The organism is Pararhizobium arenae (assembly GCF_001931685.1).
GTDB lineage: Bacteria > Pseudomonadota > Alphaproteobacteria > Rhizobiales > Rhizobiaceae > Pararhizobium > Pararhizobium arenae.
This window is the reverse complement of the sequence record NZ_MOOY01000009.1, coordinates 83274-100316: the sequence shown is the minus strand read 5'-3', so window position 1 is coordinate 100316 and position 17043 is coordinate 83274. Positions and strand designations below refer to the sequence as shown.

Genomic DNA, 17043 nt, shown 5'->3' with positions numbered 1-17043 from the left:
GGTTATTTGTCCGACCACACGGCCAGTTCATAGCCGTCGGGATCAAGAAATTGGAAACGCCGCCCGCCGGGGAATGAGAAAATAGGCTGGCTGATCGTCGCACCTGCCTTTTCGACCTTCGCCTGCGCATCCGCAAGATCGTCCGCGTAGAGGATGACCAACGGGCCACCGTTGCGGATTTCACCCATGGTCGTCAGTCCGCCGGTCAGTCGCCCGTCTGTGAATTCGCAGTATTCCGGACCATAATCCGTAAACGACCAACCAAAGGCTGCGCCATAAAACGCGCGTGATCGGGCGATATCCGCAACCACGAATTCGATGTTGTCGATCTGGCGATCGTTACCCCTCTGGCCCATGGTCATCCCTTTCCATCAGTTCTTTGAGCGTCCTGAGGTCTTTCATGACCCATTGTGCATTGCGTTCGAAATCGGCGTCGCTCATGCTTGGCTGTCTGAGCAGCAGGAACATCACCTCGGCGCCGTCGCCGTTTGCGACGACGCGCATCGCGTTGTTAACCTGACGGCCATCCGGCATCGTGACCAGGTGATCGATGACGCCGAAGTCATTGGGCGGCGCGAAACGCACCCGTGCCTCGCCCAATGGTCCTGATGTCAGCCACGCGTCGCCATCCCTTCGCAGCCCGTCGCTGAGGCCGGACGCCCAGCGCGACATCGTCAGTGGATTGGCTGCAAAAGCGTAAACGTTATGCCACGGGCGAGCGATGCTCGCGTGGATGACTCTGGCCTCCATGATGGACATTCTGCCTCCCATTCCGTGTTCCCGGATATAGAGCGGATAGTATTGTTTTCACTCAAAAACATAACCACCAACGGCCCCTGATATTCACAAAAACTTTACGTGCGTATCAGCGCCTGCGGAAAAGCCCTGTCAACGACAACAAGTGCTTGTCGTTGCTCGATTTGAATGCCAAAACTCCGTCAGCGAAAGCATGGGCGGCCAACCTCCCATATCTCGGCCCCATGCACGCATTCACGAAGCGGAGTTGTCTGCCCCCCGGACAAAAACTCCCAGTCTTACGGAGGCACACTAGTGGCACAGGCGGAAATCGGCCTTATCGGTCTCGGCGTCATGGGATCGAATCTGGCGCTCAACATCGCGGAAAAAGGCAACAAGATCGCAGTCTTCAACCGCACGGTTGATGCAACGCGCAAGTTCTATGCGGAAGCCGGCGAGTTGCAGGGCCAGATCGTCCCCTGCGAGACGATCGAGGAGTTCGTCGCCGCCATCCGCCCGCCGCGCCCGATCATCATCATGATCAAGGCCGGCGATCCCGTCGATCAGCAGATGGAGCTCCTGAAGCCCTATCTCGAAAAGAACGACATCATGATCGATGCCGGCAACGCCAACTTCCGCGACACGATGCGCCGCTTCGAGAACTTGAAGGACTCGGGCCTGACCTTTATCGGCATGGGGGTTTCCGGCGGTGAAGAGGGGGCGCGCCATGGTCCGTCCATCATGGTCGGCGGCACGGAAGATAGCTGGAAGCGCGTCGAAAAGGTCCTGACCTCGATCGCCGCGAAGTACAATGAAGATCCGTGCGTTGCATGGCTCGGCGAAAACGGCGCCGGTCATTTCGTCAAGACCATCCACAACGGTATCGAATATGCCGACATGCAGATGATCGCCGAAATCTACGGCATCCTGCGCGACGGGCTGAAGATGAGCGCCACCGAGATCGGCGAAGTCTTCGGCACCTGGAACAGGGGCCGCCTGAATTCCTACCTCATCGAGATCACCGAGAAGGTCCTGAAGGCTGCCGATCCGATCACCGGCGGCCCGATCGTCGACCTGATCCTCGACAAGGCCGGCCAGAAGGGCACCGGCAAGTGGTCCGCCATCGAGGCGCAGAACATGGGCGTCCCGGCAACTGCTATCGAAGCTGCCGTTGCCGCGCGCAGCATTTCCTCCATGAAGGAAGAGCGCGAAGCCGCTGAAAAGGTCCTCGGTCTTCCCGGCGGTGAGCTGGATATCGCCGACAAGGCAGCCTTCGTTAAGGATCTCGAAAGCGCTTTGCTTGCTGCCAAGATCGGCGCCTATGCACAGGGCTTTGCCGTCATGTCTGCCGCTTCGAAGGAGTTCGGCTGGAACCTGCCGATGCCGACCATCGCCCGCATCTGGCGCGCTGGCTGCATCATCCGCTCGCAGTTCCTGGACGAGATCACCACGGCCTTCACCAAGGACCCGGATGTCGCTAACCTGATCGTCACGCCCGCATTTGCCGCTATGGTCAAGGAAACCGATGGCGCGCTGCGCCGCGTCGTTTCCGCTGCTGTTCTCGCCGGCCTGCCGGTTCCGGCGCTGGCCTCGGCGCTCGGTTATTTCGACAGCTACCGCCGCAGCCGCGGCACGGCCAACGTCATCCAGGCGCAGCGCGACTTCTTCGGCGCGCACGGCTTCGACCGGACGGACGGCAAGGATTCGCACCACGGTCCGTGGGGCAGCGGCCTCAACGCCTGATCGGTGTTGTCGATATAAATGAAATCGAAACGGCCGCTGATCGCTCAGCGGCCGTTCTGTTTGCGTCTGTCCTCACGCGAAATATTAGGCTTCGTCCGGGGGGTAGCTCAACGTCTGCAGCTCGCTTGCCGGTTGCCCGTCGATCCGGGCGATGACGGCCTTTGCCAGTTCGCGTCCGGCCAGCCTGAAATTCTCCCGCATCGAAATGACTTCCGGCCGCAGCCAGCGAATGATGTCGTTGGATTGCTTCGAGACCATATCGACATCGCGGCCGAGTTGCAGGCCGGCAGCCTCGATCCCGGCGACCAGAGCCACCGCTCCGCCGCCACTGCCTGAAATCACGCCGTCGGGAGCCCCCGGTGCCCGCATCGCGGCTTCGCAGGCGACACGGATTTCATCAAGGCTGTGGTCGAGATCGACGGTATTGAACGGCACGGCCGTTGCACCGAAATCCCGCAAGCCGCGCTCGAAACCGGTTCTCATGTGCATGTGATAGGTAAGGCCCTGCGGCGGATGGAGCAGCATGATCCGCCGCCGTCCGCGCTCGACCAGTCTCCTGACGGCGTCATAGGCAAAGCGCTCGTTGTCGAAATCGTGGAAGGGGTGCACGAGGCCCATATCGGTGCGACCATGTGTGCCGAAGGGGAAGTTGCGCTCCATCATCAGCGCCACGCGTGGATCCTTGGGCTCCGTGCGCGAGATGATCACGCCGTCGGCAGCGCCCGTCTCCAGGACATATCGCACAGGATCCAGCGGGTCGCTTTTCATGCTGTAGGGCGTGATCACGAGATGATACTGGGTCGTGGCGAGGACTTCCGAAATGCCGACCACCATCGGGCTTGTGAGGCCGATGAACTCCTCTTCGAGGCTCAGGATCAGGCTGATGACATTCGTTTTGCCGGTGCGCAGCCTCACGCCGGCGCGGTTTGGGTGGTAGCCGACCTGCCGCGCCACCAGGCGCACCCGCTCCTTCGTCTCGGCGCCGATGTCCGGGGCATCTTTCAGCGCACGCGACACCGTGGTGATGCCCAGCCCCGTCATAAAGGCGATGGTTTTAAGGGTTGGTCGATGGCCGGCCGCGGGTGGCGCGGCCGTATGTTTTTGTTTGCTTTTCTCGTCCATGCCCCGACATGCCTTCCAGATCCGAGGTTTGTCCGACTGTCGGACCTGCAAGGTTATTCTTGTGGTCTGATGATCGAGTCCGAAACCCTAATGAGCCTGCTTATATACGATTTGTAACAGCGGGGCACTGGCTGGCTCCGCGATGACGAATTTGCGAAATCTGTAACGATACAGGTCCTCTGTCGAGAGGTTTTTTGCCTAATCTTTCTCGCGTTAAACGCGAAGTAGAATGTTGCGGTGCATTGCGCGATGTATTGCGCCGCGAAGGGATCGGGTTTGGCGCCTGCTTTAAAATTCGGCAAAAATAACCGGTAAACAAATATATAGTGCGAGTATTATGAGCGTTGTGCATTGCGGCGTGGCGGGTCATGGTCTGCGGCAGATGTCGAAAAAAACAATCAAAAATTGTTTCATTTTTTTGAATCGTATTTTTTTGGTTTCTCTGTTGCGTCTGAAAAACAGTTGGTCTACGCTTTTACGGTAACGTTACAGTGAGGGAGGAGATCTCATGAAATTGCGTTTGTTGGCTGCTGCACTGGCGGCAACTGTGGTGCTTCCGCTCGGCGCGGCTAACGCGACCGACCTTGAAGTCACCCATTGGTGGACTTCGGGTGGCGAAGCTGCGGCTGTCGCCGAACTCGCCAAGGCATTTGATGCGACCGGCAACAAGTGGGTCGATGGCGCCATCGCCGGTTCCGGCGGTACCGCTCGTCCGATCATGATCAGCCGCATCACCGGCGGCGACCCGATGGGCGCGACCCAGTTCAACCATGGCCGTCAGGCCGAGGAACTGGTCGAAGCCGGTCTCATGCGCGACCTGACGGATGTCGCGACCAAGGGCAACTGGAAGGAAGTCATCAAGCCGGCGAGCCTGCTCGACAGCTGCACGATCGACGGCAAGATCTATTGCGCGCCGGTCAACATCCACTCCTGGCAGTGGCTGTGGCTTTCCAACGGGGCCTTCAAGCAGGCCGGCGTCGAAGTTCCGAAGAACTGGGACGAGTTCGTCGCTGCCGCTCCGGCGCTGGAAAAGGCCGGCATCGTGCCGCTCGCCGTCGGCGGTCAGCCCTGGCAGACAGCCGGCGCGTTCGACGTGCTGATGATTGCCATCGCCGGCAAGGATACCTTCCAGAAGGTGTTCGGCGACAAGGATGCCGAAGTTGCGGCAGGTCCTGAAATCGCCAAGGTCTTCAAGGCTGCCGATGATGCCCGCCGTATGTCCAAGGGCAGCAACGTTCAGGACTGGAACCAGGCAACCAACCTCGTCATCACCGGCAAGGCCGGCGGGCAGATCATGGGTGACTGGGCGCAGGGCGAATTCCAGCTCGCGGGCCAGACGGCTGGCACGGACTACACCTGCCTTCCGGGTCTCGGTGTCAACGAAGTCATCTCCACCGGCGGCGACGCCTTCTACTTCCCGGTCCTTGAGGACGAGGAAAAGTCGAAGGCACAGGACCTGCTGGCGGAAACGCTGCTTGCCCCCGCAACCCAGGTTGCCTTCAATCTGAAGAAGGGCTCGCTGCCGGTTCGCGGCGACGTCGATCTCGCTGCCGCCAACGACTGCATGAAGAAGGGTCTGGACATTCTTGCCAAGGGCAACGTCATCCAGTCCGTCGACCAGCTGCTTTCGGCCGATATCCAGAAGCAGAAGGAAGACCTGTTCTCCGAATTCTTCGCCAATCCGTCGATCACGCCGGAAGACGCGCAGAAGCGCTTCGCAGACATCATCGCATCTGCAGACTGATCGCGATCGTGTCGTCACGGCTCCGGCTCCGCAACAAGCGGGGCCGGTTGTATCCGCCTCACGTATGCGGTGCCCTGAGGACGTGATGACATGCCTGTCCGCGGCAGAAGGCCCCTGAAGAGGGCCGTGCGCGGCGAGGTTACGCGAGGGGATACAGAGGAGCGCCGAGCGCCCGGTTCCCGATTGTAGAAGCGCTTGCGATACCGGAGGAAATCATAATGGCGGGACACGCGAAAACCGACCGACCCAACCAACTTTTCCGCAATCTGAATTCAAAGATTGCTTCCATCCCGATGATCCTGACGGCGGTCGTCATCTTCCTGGGCGGCACGCTCTGGACGGTCGTTTACTCGTTCACGAATTCAAAGCTGCTGCCGCGGCTGAACTTTGTCGGACTGGACCAGTATGAGCGCCTCTGGGCTGCTCCCCGCTGGATCGTTTCAATCGAAAATCTGGCTATTTACGGCTTCTTCTCGCTGATTTTCAGCCTCGTCATCGGCTTTTTGCTGGCGGCGCTGATGGACCAGAAAATCCGCTTTGAAAACACCTTCCGGACGATCTTCCTTTATCCGTTCGCACTCTCCTTCATCGTCACCGGCCTTGTCTGGCAGTGGATTTTGAACCCGGAATTCGGCGTTCAATCCGTCGTTCGGTCGCTCGGCTGGACGAGCTTCACGTTCGATCCTCTCTATACGCCAAGCATCGTCATCTATGGCATTCTGATCGCCGCCCTGTGGCAGGGCACCGGTCTCGTGATGTGCCTGATGCTGGCGGGTCTGCGCGGCATTGACGAGGACATCTGGAAGGCCTCGCGCGTCGATGGCATTCCGGCCTGGAGGACCTATGGGCAGATCATCATCCCGATGATGCGCCCGGTGTTCATTACCACGCTCGTCATCATCGCGTCGGGCATCGTCAAGGTCTACGATCTGGTCGTGGCCCAGACATCCGGCGGTCCCGGCATCGCATCCGAAGTCCCGGCAAAATACGTCTACGATTATATGTTCCAGGCGCAGAACCTGGGGCAGGGCTTTGCCGCCTCGACCATGATGCTGATCACGGTCGCCATCATCATCGTGCCTTGGGCCTATCTGGAATTCGGGGGAGGGCGCAAGCGTGTCTGATATCGCAATCAACAAACCGGTTGTCGCCATGAGTGGGCCCAAGGGCAGGAAGCCCAAGCCGCTGCTGTCGCCGCGCAACATCATGATCTACGGCACGCTGTTCGTCGCCGCCGCCTACTATCTGCTGCCGCTCTACGTGATGGTCGTGACCTCGCTGAAGGGCATGCCCGAAATCCGCCTCGGCAACATCTTCTCGCCGCCGGTGGAAATCACTTTCGAGCCCTGGGTAAAGGCTTGGGCAACAGCCTGCACGGGTCTTAACTGCGACGGGCTTTCGCGCGGATTCTGGAACTCGGTTCGCATCACCATTCCTTCGGTCATCGTCTCGATCGCGATTGCCTCCGTCAACGGATACGCACTGGCCAACTGGCGGTTCAAGGGGTCGGAACTGTTCTTCTCGATCCTCGTCGTCGGGGCCTTCATTCCCTATCAGGTGATGATCTATCCGATCGTCATCGTGCTGCGTGAAATGGGCATTTACGGTACGCTCACCGGCCTTATCCTCGTGCACTCGATCTTCGGCATGCCGATCCTGACGCTGCTGTTCCGCAACTATTTCGCCTCGCTGCCGGAAGAATTGTTCAAGGCGGCGCGCATCGATGGGGCAGGGTTCTGGGCGATCTATTTCCGGATCATGCTGCCCATGTCGCTGCCGATTTTCGTCGTGGCGATGATCCTGCAGGTCACCGGCATCTGGAACGACTTCCTCTTCGGCGTCGTCTTCACCCGGCCGGAATATTACCCGATGACCGTGCAGCTCAACAACATCGTCAACTCGGTGCAGGGCGTGAAGGAATACAACGTCAACATGGCGGCAACGATCCTCACTGGCGCTGTCCCGCTTATCGTCTACTTCGTCTCCGGACGTCTCTTCGTCCGCGGCATCGCCGCCGGTGCTGTGAAAGGCTGATCCCACATGAATTCAAGTGTATCCATCAAGGACCTGTCTTTGAACTTCGGCGCCGTCAGCGTGCTCGAACATCTCGATCTGGAAATCCGCGACGGCGAGTTCCTCGTCCTGCTCGGCTCGTCCGGCTGCGGCAAGTCGACCTTGCTCAACTGCATCGCCGGTCTGCTCGATATCTCCGACGGCCAGATCTTCATCAAGGGCAAGAACGTCACCTGGGAAGAGCCCAAGGACCGCGGCATCGGCATGGTGTTCCAGTCCTATGCGCTCTATCCGCAGATGACGGTGGAGAAAAACCTCTCCTTCGGCCTCAAGGTCGCCAAGGTGCCGCAGGCGGAAATCGACAAGCGCGTGGCCCGTGCCGCCGAGATCCTGCAGATCCAGGCGCTCCTGAAGCGCAAGCCGTCGGAGCTTTCCGGCGGCCAGCGTCAGCGCGTGGCCATCGGCCGTGCGCTGGTGCGTGATGTCGACGTGTTCCTGTTCGACGAGCCGCTCTCGAACCTCGACGCCAAGCTGCGTTCGGAACTGCGCGTGGAAATCAAGCGGCTGCACCAGTCGCTGAAGAACACGATGATCTACGTGACCCATGACCAGATCGAGGCGCTGACGCTCGCTGACCGTATCGCCGTCATGAAGAGCGGCGTGATCCAGCAGCTTGCCGATCCCATGACCATCTACAATTTCCCGGAGAACCGCTTCGTCGCTGGCTTCATCGGCTCGCCGTCGATGAACTTTTTCTCTGGCGAGATCGTCGATCGCGAGGGCCACAAGTTCGTGCGTGTGAATGGCGTGGATTTCGGCCTCGATGCCTATCCGGCCCGTTCGCCGATTGAGGCTGGCCGCAAGGTCACCCTCGGCGTCCGTCCGGAGCATGTGAAGGTCGACGAGTCTTTGCCCGGCGGCGAGTTCCACGATGCCGTGGTCGATATCGAGGAACCGATGGGCGCCGACAACCTGCTGTGGCTAAAGCTTGCAGGGCAAACCATGTCGGTCCGCATCGCCGGTAGCCGTCGTTATACGCCCGGCACGCCGGTCAAGCTCAGCTTCGATATGTCGATGGCGTCTGTCTTTGATGCTGCGACGGAAAACCGGCTTTGAGATTGCGGATCCGCCCCCCTCTGTCGGCTCTGCCGACATCTCCTCCTCAAGGGGGGAGATTGTTCATTTCCCTTGAGGGCGAGAGGCGCATTGCAATCGCCCCCCTTGAGGGGGAGATGTCACGGAGTGACAGAGGGGGGTAAGAGCCGCGCTCCCTAACCGCAATTGCATGCCCACAGATTCTGAAAGTCCCACCCATGTCCGCACCCACTATCAATCTCGATCTTTCCGGCACCTGGCAGCTTGCCAGCGCAGACGAGTCGCACGCGCTGACCGCCTCCATTCCCGGCGACGTCCATAGCGCGCTGCAGAAGGCCGGCGTCATCGCCGACCCCTATGCCGGCCGCAACGAGGATGATGTGCAGTGGGTTGCTCACAAGGACTGGGTGCTGGAGCGTAGTTTCACGCTTGATGGAGGCGATCTTCCGGGCAACTGGTATCTCGATATCGAAAGCCTCGATACCGTGGCCGAAGTTTACGTCAATGATACTCTGGTGCTGCAATCGGACAATTGTTTCCGCCGCTATCGTCCGGATGTCTCCACCGCCCTGAAGGCGGGCGAAAACCTGCTGCGCGTCGTCATCCGCTCGTCGATTGCGGCGGGCGCGGAACGTCAGGCCAGGCAGCCATTCTACATTCCCTATTCCACCGGCAATTCGCCGATCCCGAACGGCAACATGCTGCGCAAGCCGCAGTGCCATTTCGGCTGGGACTGGAACATCGCGGTCGCACCGCTCGGCATCTATGGCAGCATCGCGCTCAAGAAGATGGCCGCCGCCCGCATCGAGCATGTTCTGACAAAACAGGTGCCGCAGGAAAACGGCGCCGTCGATCTGCAGGTGACCGTCACGCTGCACGCCGCCGAGCCCGGCGTCGTCTCCCTCGATCTGTCGCTGGATGACCAGAAGGATCACCTCGATTGCGCCGTCAACGGGGGCGAGACCATCATGACCCACGTTTTCTCCGTCGAGAAGCCGCGCCTCTGGTGGCCGGCTGGCAGCGGTGAACAGGCCTTGAGCGAACTCACGGTTTCCCTAGGCGGAGAAAGCGTAACGAAGCAGATCGGCTTCCGCACCATCGAGCTCATCACTGACAAGGACGACGCCGGCAGCCGCTTTGCCTTCCGCATCAACGGCCGCGAAATCTTCTGCCGTGGCGCGAACTGGATTCCGGCCGATGCCCTGATGTCGCGCGTCAGCCCCGAGGGCGTGAAAGACCTGCTGCAATCGGCCGTCGATGCCAACATGAACATGATCCGCGTCTGGGGCGGCGGCTTCTATGAACCGGACTGGTTCTACGATCTCTGCGACCGGCTGGGCCTGCTCGTCTGGCAGGATTTCATGTTCGCCTGCAATCTCTATCCCTCGACGCCGGATTTTCTTGAGAACGTTGCCGAGGAAGTCGATTATCAGGTGAAGCGCCTCGCGTCGCATCCGTCGATCGCGCTCTGGTGCGGCGATAACGAACTGGTCGGCGCGCTCAGCTGGTTCGAGGAAAGCCGCAAGGATCGCGACCGCTACCTCGTCTCCTACGATCGCCTGAACCGCACCATCGAGGTGGCACTCAACAAGGTCGCGCCGCATCTCATCTGGTGGCCCTCGAGCCCGGCCTCCGGCTATCTCGACTATGGCGACGCCTGGCATGCCGATGGCTCCGGCGACATGCACTACTGGTCCGTCTGGCACGAGAACAAGAGTTTCGACAATTACCGAACCGTGCGTCCACGCTTCTGCTCGGAGTTCGGCTTCCAGTCCTACACCTCCATGTCGATCGTGAACCAATTCGCAGAGCAGAAGGACCTCAACATTGCGTCCCCGGTCATGGAAGCGCACCAGAAGAATGCCGGCGGCAACGAGCGCATCGCCGGCACAATGTTCCGCTATTTCCGCTTCCCCAAGGATTTTGCGAATTTCGTCTATCTGAGCCAGGTCCAGCAGGGCCTCGCCATCCGCACCGCGGTCGATTACTGGCGCTCGCTCAAACCCCATTGCATGGGCACGCTCTACTGGCAGCTCAACGACACCTGGCCGGTCGCCTCCTGGGCAAGCCTTGATTATGGCGGCAACTGGAAGGTCATGCACTACATGGCCCGCCGCTTCTTCCAGCCGGTCGCGGTTGCCGCGATCCCGTCCAAGGATGGCAAGGAGATCGCCTTCTCCATGGTCAATGACACGGCCGAGCCGGTGACCGTCGAACTGCAGACCTTCCTTGTCTCGCTGGATGGCAAGAAGACCCCGCTGACGGCCGCCGCCGGCACCTGCAGCCCGGATCGCGCCGCAACGCTGCTCGCCATCCCGGCGAGCGACATCTCCGCTGATCACCTGCTCTTCTGGTCCTTCGAAGCCTCCAACGGCATGCGCGGCGAAGGCCACCATGTCACCGGTACCTACAAGGCGCTGGAGCTGCAGCCTTCCGGCTTGTCGCTTTCGTCGCGTCCGCTCGGTGATGGTAGCTTCGAAGTTACTGCTTCGGCCACCAGTCTTGCGCTGCATGTGATGATCGAGGCCGATGTCGAAGGCCGCTACTCGGACAACGCCTTCGACCTGACGGCCGGCGAGAGCAGAACCATCCGCTTCACGCCGCGTCAGCCGGTCGAGAGCCCGGTCTTCACCGGCTACGATCTCAAATCCTGCCAGGGCAACGGTTGAGGAGAGCGCCATGCTGCGCAGCGAAGTCAATGCGATCATCGAAAAGAGCGATGCCTTCATGCGCAGCTTCGGCTTCGTGCTGCCGCCCTTCGCCTATTGGCGGCCCGACGAGCTGAAGGCTCACGCTGCCACCGACAGCCCGTCGATCCGCGATGCCCGCCTTGGCTGGGATATCACCGATTTCGGCAAGGGCCGTTTCGAAAGCTACGGCCTCGTGCTCTTCACCCTGCGCAACGGCACATCAGATGCGCTCGGGACGGGGCAGGGCATGGTCTATGCCGAAAAGCTGATGATCACGGCCAAGGATCAGGCAAACCCGCTGCACCGCCACGCCGTCAAGACCGAGGACATCATTAATCGCGGCGGCGGAACGCTGGTGCTGCAGATGTACAATTCGCTCGCCGATGGTTCGGTCGATGAGCACAGCGATGTCGTGGTTGCCACCGATGCGCGCCTGCGCCGGCTGACGGCTGGTTCGCTTCTGAAACTCGCGCCGGGCGAAAGCGTCACCCTGCTGCCTGGCAACTGGCACGCCTTCTGGGCGGAGGGCGCCGATGTGCTGATCGGAGAGGTCTCCACCGTCAACGACGACCTCACGGACAATTACTTCCGCGAGCCCGTCGGCCGCTTCTCCACCATCCAGGAAGATACCGCTCCCAACCACCTGTTGGTGTCGGACTACGACACCTGGCTCAAATAACATACGAGGAGGAATACCCATGAATGACGTCAGCTTCCAGCTTTACAGCGCCCGCAATTTCCCGCCGCTGGGCGATGTGCTGAAGACGGTCGGCTCGCTCGGCTATACCCAGGTCGAAGGGTATGGCGCGCTTTACGCGGCCCTTGACGACAGTGCGCTCGCCGCCCTGAAGGCAGACATGGACGCCGCCGGCGTCACTATGCCTTCTGCCCATTTCGGCCTCGATCTTCTGGAAAGCGATCCTGACCGCGCCATCGCCATTGCCAAGACGCTCGGCATCCGCGCGATCTATTGCCCCTACCTGATGCCCGACCAGCGCCCGACCGATGCCGCCGGCTGGCGTGCGTTCGGCGAGCGCCTGCAGAAGGCCGGCGAGCCCTTCCGCAAGGCTGGCCTCGATTTCGGCTGGCACAACCATGATTTCGAATTCTTCGCGCTGCCGGATGGCTCCGTGCCGCAGGATCACATCTTTGCCGGCGGCCCTGATCTGTCGTGGGAAGCGGATATCGCCTGGGTTATCCGCGGCGGCGCCGATCCCTTCGCCTGGATCGAGAAATACGGCAAGCGCATCACCGCCGTCCACGTCAAGGACATCGCCGCTGCCGGCGAGAACGCGGATCAGGATGGCTGGGCCGATGTCGGCCACGGCACCGTTGATTGGAAGGGGCTGTTTGCCGCGCTCTCCAAGACGCCGGCCAAATATTTCGTTGTCGAGCACGACAACCCGAAGGACTACAAGGCGACGGCCGAGCGCTCGATCGCTTCGATCAAGACCTACTGAGAGAAAGCTTTTGATATGACAACAGAACTTGGCGTCGGCATCATCGGATGCGGCAATATCTCCACCACCTATTTCAAGCTCGCACCGCTGTTCAAGGGCATCAAGGTCGTCGCCTGCGCGGATATCAATCCGGCAGCCGCCGAGGTTCGTGCCTCTGAATACGGCGTTACCGCCCAGACCATCGAACAGCTGCTGGCCAATCCCGAGGTCGACATCGTCGTCAACCTCACCATCCCGGATGCACACTTCCCGGTTTCCAAGGCGATCCTCGAAGCCGGCAAGCATGTCTATTCGGAAAAGCCGCTGGTGCTGTCGCTGGAGCAGGGCGAACAGCTGCGCGGCATCGCCACCGCCAACAACCTGAAGGTCGGCTGCGCGCCGGATACCTTCCTCGGCGGCGCCCACCAGCTGGCGCGTGATTACGTCGATCAGGGCAAGATCGGCCGCGTTACCTCCGGCACCTGCCACGTCATGGGTCCCGGCATGGAGATGTGGCATCCGAACCCGGACTTCTTCTTTCTGCCCGGCGGCGGACCGATCCTCGATCTCGGCCCCTATTACATCGCCAACCTCATCAACCTGATCGGTCCGGTCAAGCGCGTCGCGGCTCTCACCTCCATGGCGAACCAGACCCGCACGATCACCAGCGAGCCGCGCAAGGGAGAGGTCATACCGGTCAAAACCCCGACCAACATCCATGCCCTGCTCGAATTCCAGAACGGCGCGACGATCACGATTTCCGCCAGCTGGGATGTATGGTCGCATCGCCACGGGAACATGGAGCTCTACGGCACGGAAGGCTCGCTCTTCGTGCCAGATCCGAACTTCTTCGGCGGCACGGTCTCGGCCAGCGGTCGCGACAAGGATATCCAGCCGCTCGAAATGTGGGATCACCCCTTCGCCGTCGCCAACCAGGAGCATCCGCAGGGCCCAATGGCGAACTACCGCACGGCAGGTCTGGCGGATATGGCGCTCGCCATCCTCGAAGGCCGCGATGCCCGTTGCTCGCTGGAGCGCGCCTTGCATGGCGTCGATGTCATGGTCTCGATCCTGAAGTCCGGCGAAACCGGCCAGTTCATCGAGCTGACCACCACCTGCACCCAGCCGGCTGCGCTTGGCATCGAAGAGGCGAAGGCGCTTCTGCGCTAACAACTTGGCGGGAAGACCGCGGATGTCGCTGTCTTCCCGTCTCAGGCGTTCAGATTACCGATCGTCATCCTTGGCCTTGTGCCGAGGATCTTCCAGCCCGTCGTTTCAGCTCGGCCGGCAGATGCTTGGGACAGGCCCGAGCATTACGGAGGAGGGGCGAGAACCTAACCGCAAACGCGGTTTGTATGAGTATTGCGCTAACCTCAGACGATGAACATCCCGTCCGTCAGTCCGTGGCTGGATGAAATCGATACGCTCTGATGCAGCGTGACAGTCCCGTCAGCATTGTCATCCGCATAATAGAGCGCCATTGTGCCCGCGCCATTCTGGCTGGTTAGCTTGTAGTAAAAGTGTCCGGCGTCAGCCGCCTTGCCCTTGAAGGCGTCGAATGACAGCGCATCGAAGGCGGTGAGATCGAAGCGATCGGTGCTTGTTGCGTCGTTGACGATGATCATCGTCAGCCCGACATCTGGATTTTGTCGCGCCGTCAGCACGATCCTGTCCGATCCTGCTCCGGTCTTGAACGTCAGCGTCAGGTCATCGTCACCAAGGGAGAAGCGGTAGGTATCATTGCCGCTGCTTCCCTCGAAGGTGATGCTGTCGCCACCGGCCGGCAGCTTCGCCTCATCGATCTTGAGCGTGTGCGTCAGTCCCGATTTCAGGTTCGTGTAGCTGTCGATGTTCTTGGTCAGGCTCTTCAGGGAAATTTCGGTTCGGATCTTACCCCTGTCGCTGTCGATCACGCGGTCGCCGGTGTTGTCGATGACATAGGTGTCGTAACCCATGCCGCCGTCCATGATATCGGCGCCTTTGCCACCATTGATAACGTCTTCACCTGCGCCTGCCGACACGTGGTCGTTGCCGTCGCCAAGGTCGATCTTATCCTTGCCCTTGCCGGTGAAAACCCAGTCGTTACCGCCGCCGGTCTTGACCGAATTGTTGCCGTCGCCGGCCATCACCAGATCGTTGGTGTTGCTTTCATTGCGCCATGTCCTGGAATCCAAGGCCGAATAGCTCGCGACGCCTGCCGTGAACGTGTCATTGCCGGAGCCGCCAACCTGCACGAAATGCAGCGCATTGCCCTCGGCATAGGTGTCGGCGAGCAGTTTCATATAGCTCGAAATTTGTGCTTCAAACGTCTGCTTGCGCGCCTCGGCGATGCTCTCGGTCGTCTTGCTTGTGTTGTCGAGTTCGCTCGTCAGAATGATCTTGTCGCGCGCTGCGATCTTCTCGTAGACGCTTGTCATGCCGCCAGTGCGATCGAACAGGAAGTCCATCGCCTTCAGCACATCCGCCACGTCCTTGCGGTCTCCGGGGGCCAGAATGCCGACCTTGTTTGATTCCGCCTCGCGCCGGTTCTGCAGGCCGCGCGAGGCGTAGTTGGCGTGGTTGTAGCGAATCTCGTACCAGAAATGCGCGTGATTATCGGTCTCAATGGCTCGGGAGATGCCGGGGCCGATGAGCGATGGAGAATTGTAATAAAGCGAGAGCAGGGCAAGCCGCTCCTGCGAGGCCGCAGGCGGCGAAACATGGTTTTTCGCCAGCGCCGCAATCATCCCCTGTTCAATGGAAGAGAATAGCCCCGAATAGCCCTTGAGCTTTGCTTCGAGAAGACGGCTTGCCTGCGTGTCCGTCAGCCACAGGGATTGCAGCGCCTTCTTCTCGGCGGTCGTTCCGGCCTTGCCCTGGGATGTGTTGATCAGCGTGACATCTTCCGCCGTCGTCGGCGTCTTGTCCTTCTTCCAGGCTTCGATGATATCCAGCCCGCTTTCCTGCAGCTTGGAAAGCTTGCCGTCGGTCTTGCCGGTCAGCGCAAGGCGATAGGCCTTGTCGATCTCGGTGTAGGTCATGGCCTTGAGGTTCAGCCCATAGCCGACCGTCGGGTTCTGCCGGCTGTCGTCATGCATGGCGCCGGCCAGCGAAGCGGTTGTCTTGCCGATCAGGCCGGCGTTTTCCCATGTCTTCAGGAAGGCCGCGGCCTTTGAAATGAAATCGTTCCTGTCGATTTTCGTCAGGCCTGTCAGAGCCATGGGAAACCCTTGCGAGCATGTTCGCTACCAAATCGAGCGAGGACTTTGGATTGACGTTCCGTCATTTCAAGGTCGCAAAAAATCCTTAACAATCAGCCCCGGTCGGCATTGGTAATCACCATCAGCCTCTTGTTTCGACAGGCTGCGCCATGTCATATCCACGGCAGGTTAAAACGATTGAACGTCATGGGAAGAGGGATCGGACATGAGCTGGCAACCGGCGGAAAACCGCTATGAAAAGATGAAGTACAATCGCGTTGGCAAGTCGGGCCTGAAGCTTCCGGCCGTCTCGCTCGGCCTGTGGCACAATTTCGGCCACGACACACCGCATGACCGCAAGATCGATATGTGCCGCACGGCGTTCGATCTCGGCATCACCCATTTCGACCTTGCCAACAATTACGGCCCGCCTCCGGGCTCGGCCGAAACGGCTTTCGGCGACATTCTGCGTACGGAATTTGCCGGCCTGCGCGACGAGCTGATCATCTCCTCCAAGGCCGGTTACGATATGTGGCCGGGCCCGTATGGTGAGTGGGGCAGCCGCAAGTACCTGATCGCCTCCTGCGATCAGAGCCTGAAGCGCATGGGTCTCGATTATGTCGACATCTTCTATTCGCACCGCTTCGATCCGGAGACGCCGCTGGAAGAAACTTGCGCTGCGCTCGATCATATCGTGCGCTCGGGCAGGGCGCTCTATGTCGGCATCTCGTCCTACAACTCGCAGCGCACTCGCGAGGCCGCCGCGATCCTGAAGTCGCTCGGCACCCCGCTTCTGATCCACCAGCCGAGCTATTCCATGCTCAACCGCTGGATCGAGGACGACAAGCTCACGGATACGTTGGATGAGGTCGGCGCGGGTTCGATCGTGTTCTCGCCGCTTGCCCAGGGCATGCTGACGACCAAGTATCTGAACGGCATCCCGCAGGATAGCCGCGCGGCACAGAACCACTTCCTCAAGAAGGACTTCATCCGCCCGTCGATCATCGAAAACATCGTCAAACTCAACGGCATCGCCGAAAAGCGCGGGCAGACGCTGGCGCAGATGGCCATCGCCTGGGTTCTGCGCGGCGGCCGCATCACCTCGGCTCTGATCGGCGCCAGCCGTTCGTCGCAGATCATCGATTGCGTGAAGGCGCTGGAAAACGATACGTTTACGGATGCCGAACTGGCCGAGATCGATGTCTACGCCAAGGAAGCCGACATCAACCTCTGGACCAAGTCGGCAGAACTCGAATAGGGCGGTTACGTCGCACAAATGAATG

Annotated in this window: 14 protein-coding genes; 10 read left to right on the top strand and 4 right to left on the bottom strand. The window is 60.3% G+C overall.

Annotated elements, in window-relative coordinates; all coding sequences use genetic code 11:
- Nucleotides 1-2: 2 nt before the first annotated feature.
- Together BLX89_RS19775 and BLX89_RS19770 are read right to left on the bottom strand one after the other, a co-directional pair.
- Entirely contained in the window at nt 3-356 is a 354-nt protein-coding gene (locus BLX89_RS19775) for a VOC family protein (protein ID WP_075292687.1), read from the bottom strand.
- Complete coding sequence (locus BLX89_RS19770) at nt 340-759, bottom strand: polyketide cyclase (protein ID WP_075292686.1); 420 nt, start codon at nt 757-759, stop codon at nt 340-342. Before BLX89_RS19770 ends, BLX89_RS19775 begins: the two co-directional genes overlap by 17 nt.
- A gap of 291 nt (nt 760-1050) precedes the next feature.
- Here BLX89_RS19770 and gndA point away from each other — a divergent pair, with 291 nt between their 5' ends.
- Complete coding sequence (gene gndA, locus BLX89_RS19765; protein WP_075292685.1) at nt 1051-2478, top strand: NADP-dependent phosphogluconate dehydrogenase; 1428 nt, start codon at nt 1051-1053, stop codon at nt 2476-2478.
- Between the two features lie 84 nt (nt 2479-2562).
- On the opposite strand, the gene BLX89_RS19760 is transcribed toward gndA, so the two are convergent.
- A complete protein-coding gene (locus BLX89_RS19760) occupies nt 2563-3600 on the bottom strand; it encodes a LacI family transcriptional regulator (protein ID WP_075292684.1) in 1038 nt (345 codons plus the stop codon).
- A 508-nt stretch (nt 3601-4108) separates the two neighbouring features.
- On the opposite strand from BLX89_RS19760, the gene BLX89_RS19755 reads away from it, so the two are divergent.
- The 8 genes from BLX89_RS19755 to BLX89_RS19720 all read left to right on the top strand — a co-directional run bounded on the left by BLX89_RS19755 (nt 4109) and on the right by BLX89_RS19720 (nt 13751).
- A complete protein-coding gene (locus tag BLX89_RS19755; protein WP_075292683.1) occupies nt 4109-5344 on the top strand; it encodes an ABC transporter substrate-binding protein in 1236 nt (411 codons plus the stop codon).
- A 218-nt stretch (nt 5345-5562) separates the two neighbouring features.
- On the top strand, nt 5563-6468 hold the full coding sequence (locus BLX89_RS19750) for a carbohydrate ABC transporter permease (protein WP_075292682.1): 906 nt from the start codon (nt 5563-5565) through the stop codon (nt 6466-6468).
- Nucleotides 6469-6496: 28 nt separating this feature from the next.
- Nucleotides 6497-7378 carry a carbohydrate ABC transporter permease gene (locus tag BLX89_RS19745; RefSeq protein WP_143523698.1) on the top strand — a complete coding sequence of 294 codons (882 nt, stop codon included), beginning with the start codon at nt 6497-6499 and terminating at the stop codon, nt 7376-7378.
- 6 nt (nt 7379-7384) lie between these two features.
- A complete protein-coding gene (locus tag BLX89_RS19740) occupies nt 7385-8473 on the top strand; it encodes an ABC transporter ATP-binding protein (protein ID WP_075292680.1) in 1089 nt (362 codons plus the stop codon).
- A gap of 197 nt (nt 8474-8670) precedes the next feature.
- Nucleotides 8671-11121, top strand: a complete 2451-nt coding sequence (locus BLX89_RS19735; RefSeq protein WP_075292679.1) for a beta-mannosidase — start codon at nt 8671-8673, stop codon at nt 11119-11121.
- A gap of 10 nt (nt 11122-11131) precedes the next feature.
- Nucleotides 11132-11821 (top strand): D-lyxose/D-mannose family sugar isomerase, encoded by a 690-nt coding sequence (locus BLX89_RS19730; RefSeq protein ID WP_075292678.1) that lies wholly within the window; start codon nt 11132-11134, stop codon nt 11819-11821.
- 19 nt (nt 11822-11840) lie between these two features.
- On the top strand, nt 11841-12602 hold the full coding sequence (locus BLX89_RS19725; protein WP_075292677.1) for a sugar phosphate isomerase/epimerase family protein: 762 nt from the start codon (nt 11841-11843) through the stop codon (nt 12600-12602).
- A 15-nt stretch (nt 12603-12617) separates the two neighbouring features.
- Entirely contained in the window at nt 12618-13751 is a 1134-nt protein-coding gene (locus tag BLX89_RS19720; protein ID WP_075292676.1) for a Gfo/Idh/MocA family protein, read from the top strand.
- A 203-nt stretch (nt 13752-13954) separates the two neighbouring features.
- On the opposite strand, the gene BLX89_RS19715 is transcribed toward BLX89_RS19720, so the two are convergent.
- Entirely contained in the window at nt 13955-15781 is a 1827-nt protein-coding gene (locus tag BLX89_RS19715; RefSeq protein ID WP_075292675.1) for a calcium-binding protein, read from the bottom strand.
- 205 nt (nt 15782-15986) lie between these two features.
- Here BLX89_RS19715 and mgrA point away from each other — a divergent pair, with 205 nt between their 5' ends.
- Nucleotides 15987-17018 carry an L-glyceraldehyde 3-phosphate reductase gene (mgrA, locus tag BLX89_RS19710; RefSeq protein WP_075292674.1) on the top strand — a complete coding sequence of 344 codons (1032 nt, stop codon included), beginning with the start codon at nt 15987-15989 and terminating at the stop codon, nt 17016-17018.
- Nucleotides 17019-17043: the final 25 nt, after the last annotated feature.

Coding starts and splice junctions, on each gene's coding strand:
- BLX89_RS19735 (WP_075292679.1), top strand. CDS start 8,671: ATGTCCGCACCCACTATCAATCTCGATCTTTCCGGCACCTGGCAGCTT.
- BLX89_RS19750 (WP_075292682.1), top strand. CDS start 5,563: ATGGCGGGACACGCGAAAACCGACCGACCCAACCAACTTTTCCGCAAT.
- BLX89_RS19725 (WP_075292677.1), top strand. CDS start 11,841: ATGAATGACGTCAGCTTCCAGCTTTACAGCGCCCGCAATTTCCCGCCG.
- BLX89_RS19745 (WP_143523698.1), top strand. CDS start 6,497: ATGAGTGGGCCCAAGGGCAGGAAGCCCAAGCCGCTGCTGTCGCCGCGC.
- BLX89_RS19715 (WP_075292675.1), bottom strand. CDS start 15,781: ATGGCTCTGACAGGCCTGACGAAAATCGACAGGAACGATTTCATTTCA.
- BLX89_RS19755 (WP_075292683.1), top strand. CDS start 4,109: ATGAAATTGCGTTTGTTGGCTGCTGCACTGGCGGCAACTGTGGTGCTT.
- BLX89_RS19775 (WP_075292687.1), bottom strand. CDS start 356: ATGGGCCAGAGGGGTAACGATCGCCAGATCGACAACATCGAATTCGTG.
- BLX89_RS19730 (WP_075292678.1), top strand. CDS start 11,132: ATGCTGCGCAGCGAAGTCAATGCGATCATCGAAAAGAGCGATGCCTTC.
- BLX89_RS19720 (WP_075292676.1), top strand. CDS start 12,618: ATGACAACAGAACTTGGCGTCGGCATCATCGGATGCGGCAATATCTCC.
- BLX89_RS19760 (WP_075292684.1), bottom strand. CDS start 3,600: ATGGACGAGAAAAGCAAACAAAAACATACGGCCGCGCCACCCGCGGCC.
- BLX89_RS19770 (WP_075292686.1), bottom strand. CDS start 759: ATGTCCATCATGGAGGCCAGAGTCATCCACGCGAGCATCGCTCGCCCG.
- BLX89_RS19740 (WP_075292680.1), top strand. CDS start 7,385: ATGAATTCAAGTGTATCCATCAAGGACCTGTCTTTGAACTTCGGCGCC.
- mgrA (WP_075292674.1), top strand. CDS start 15,987: ATGAGCTGGCAACCGGCGGAAAACCGCTATGAAAAGATGAAGTACAAT.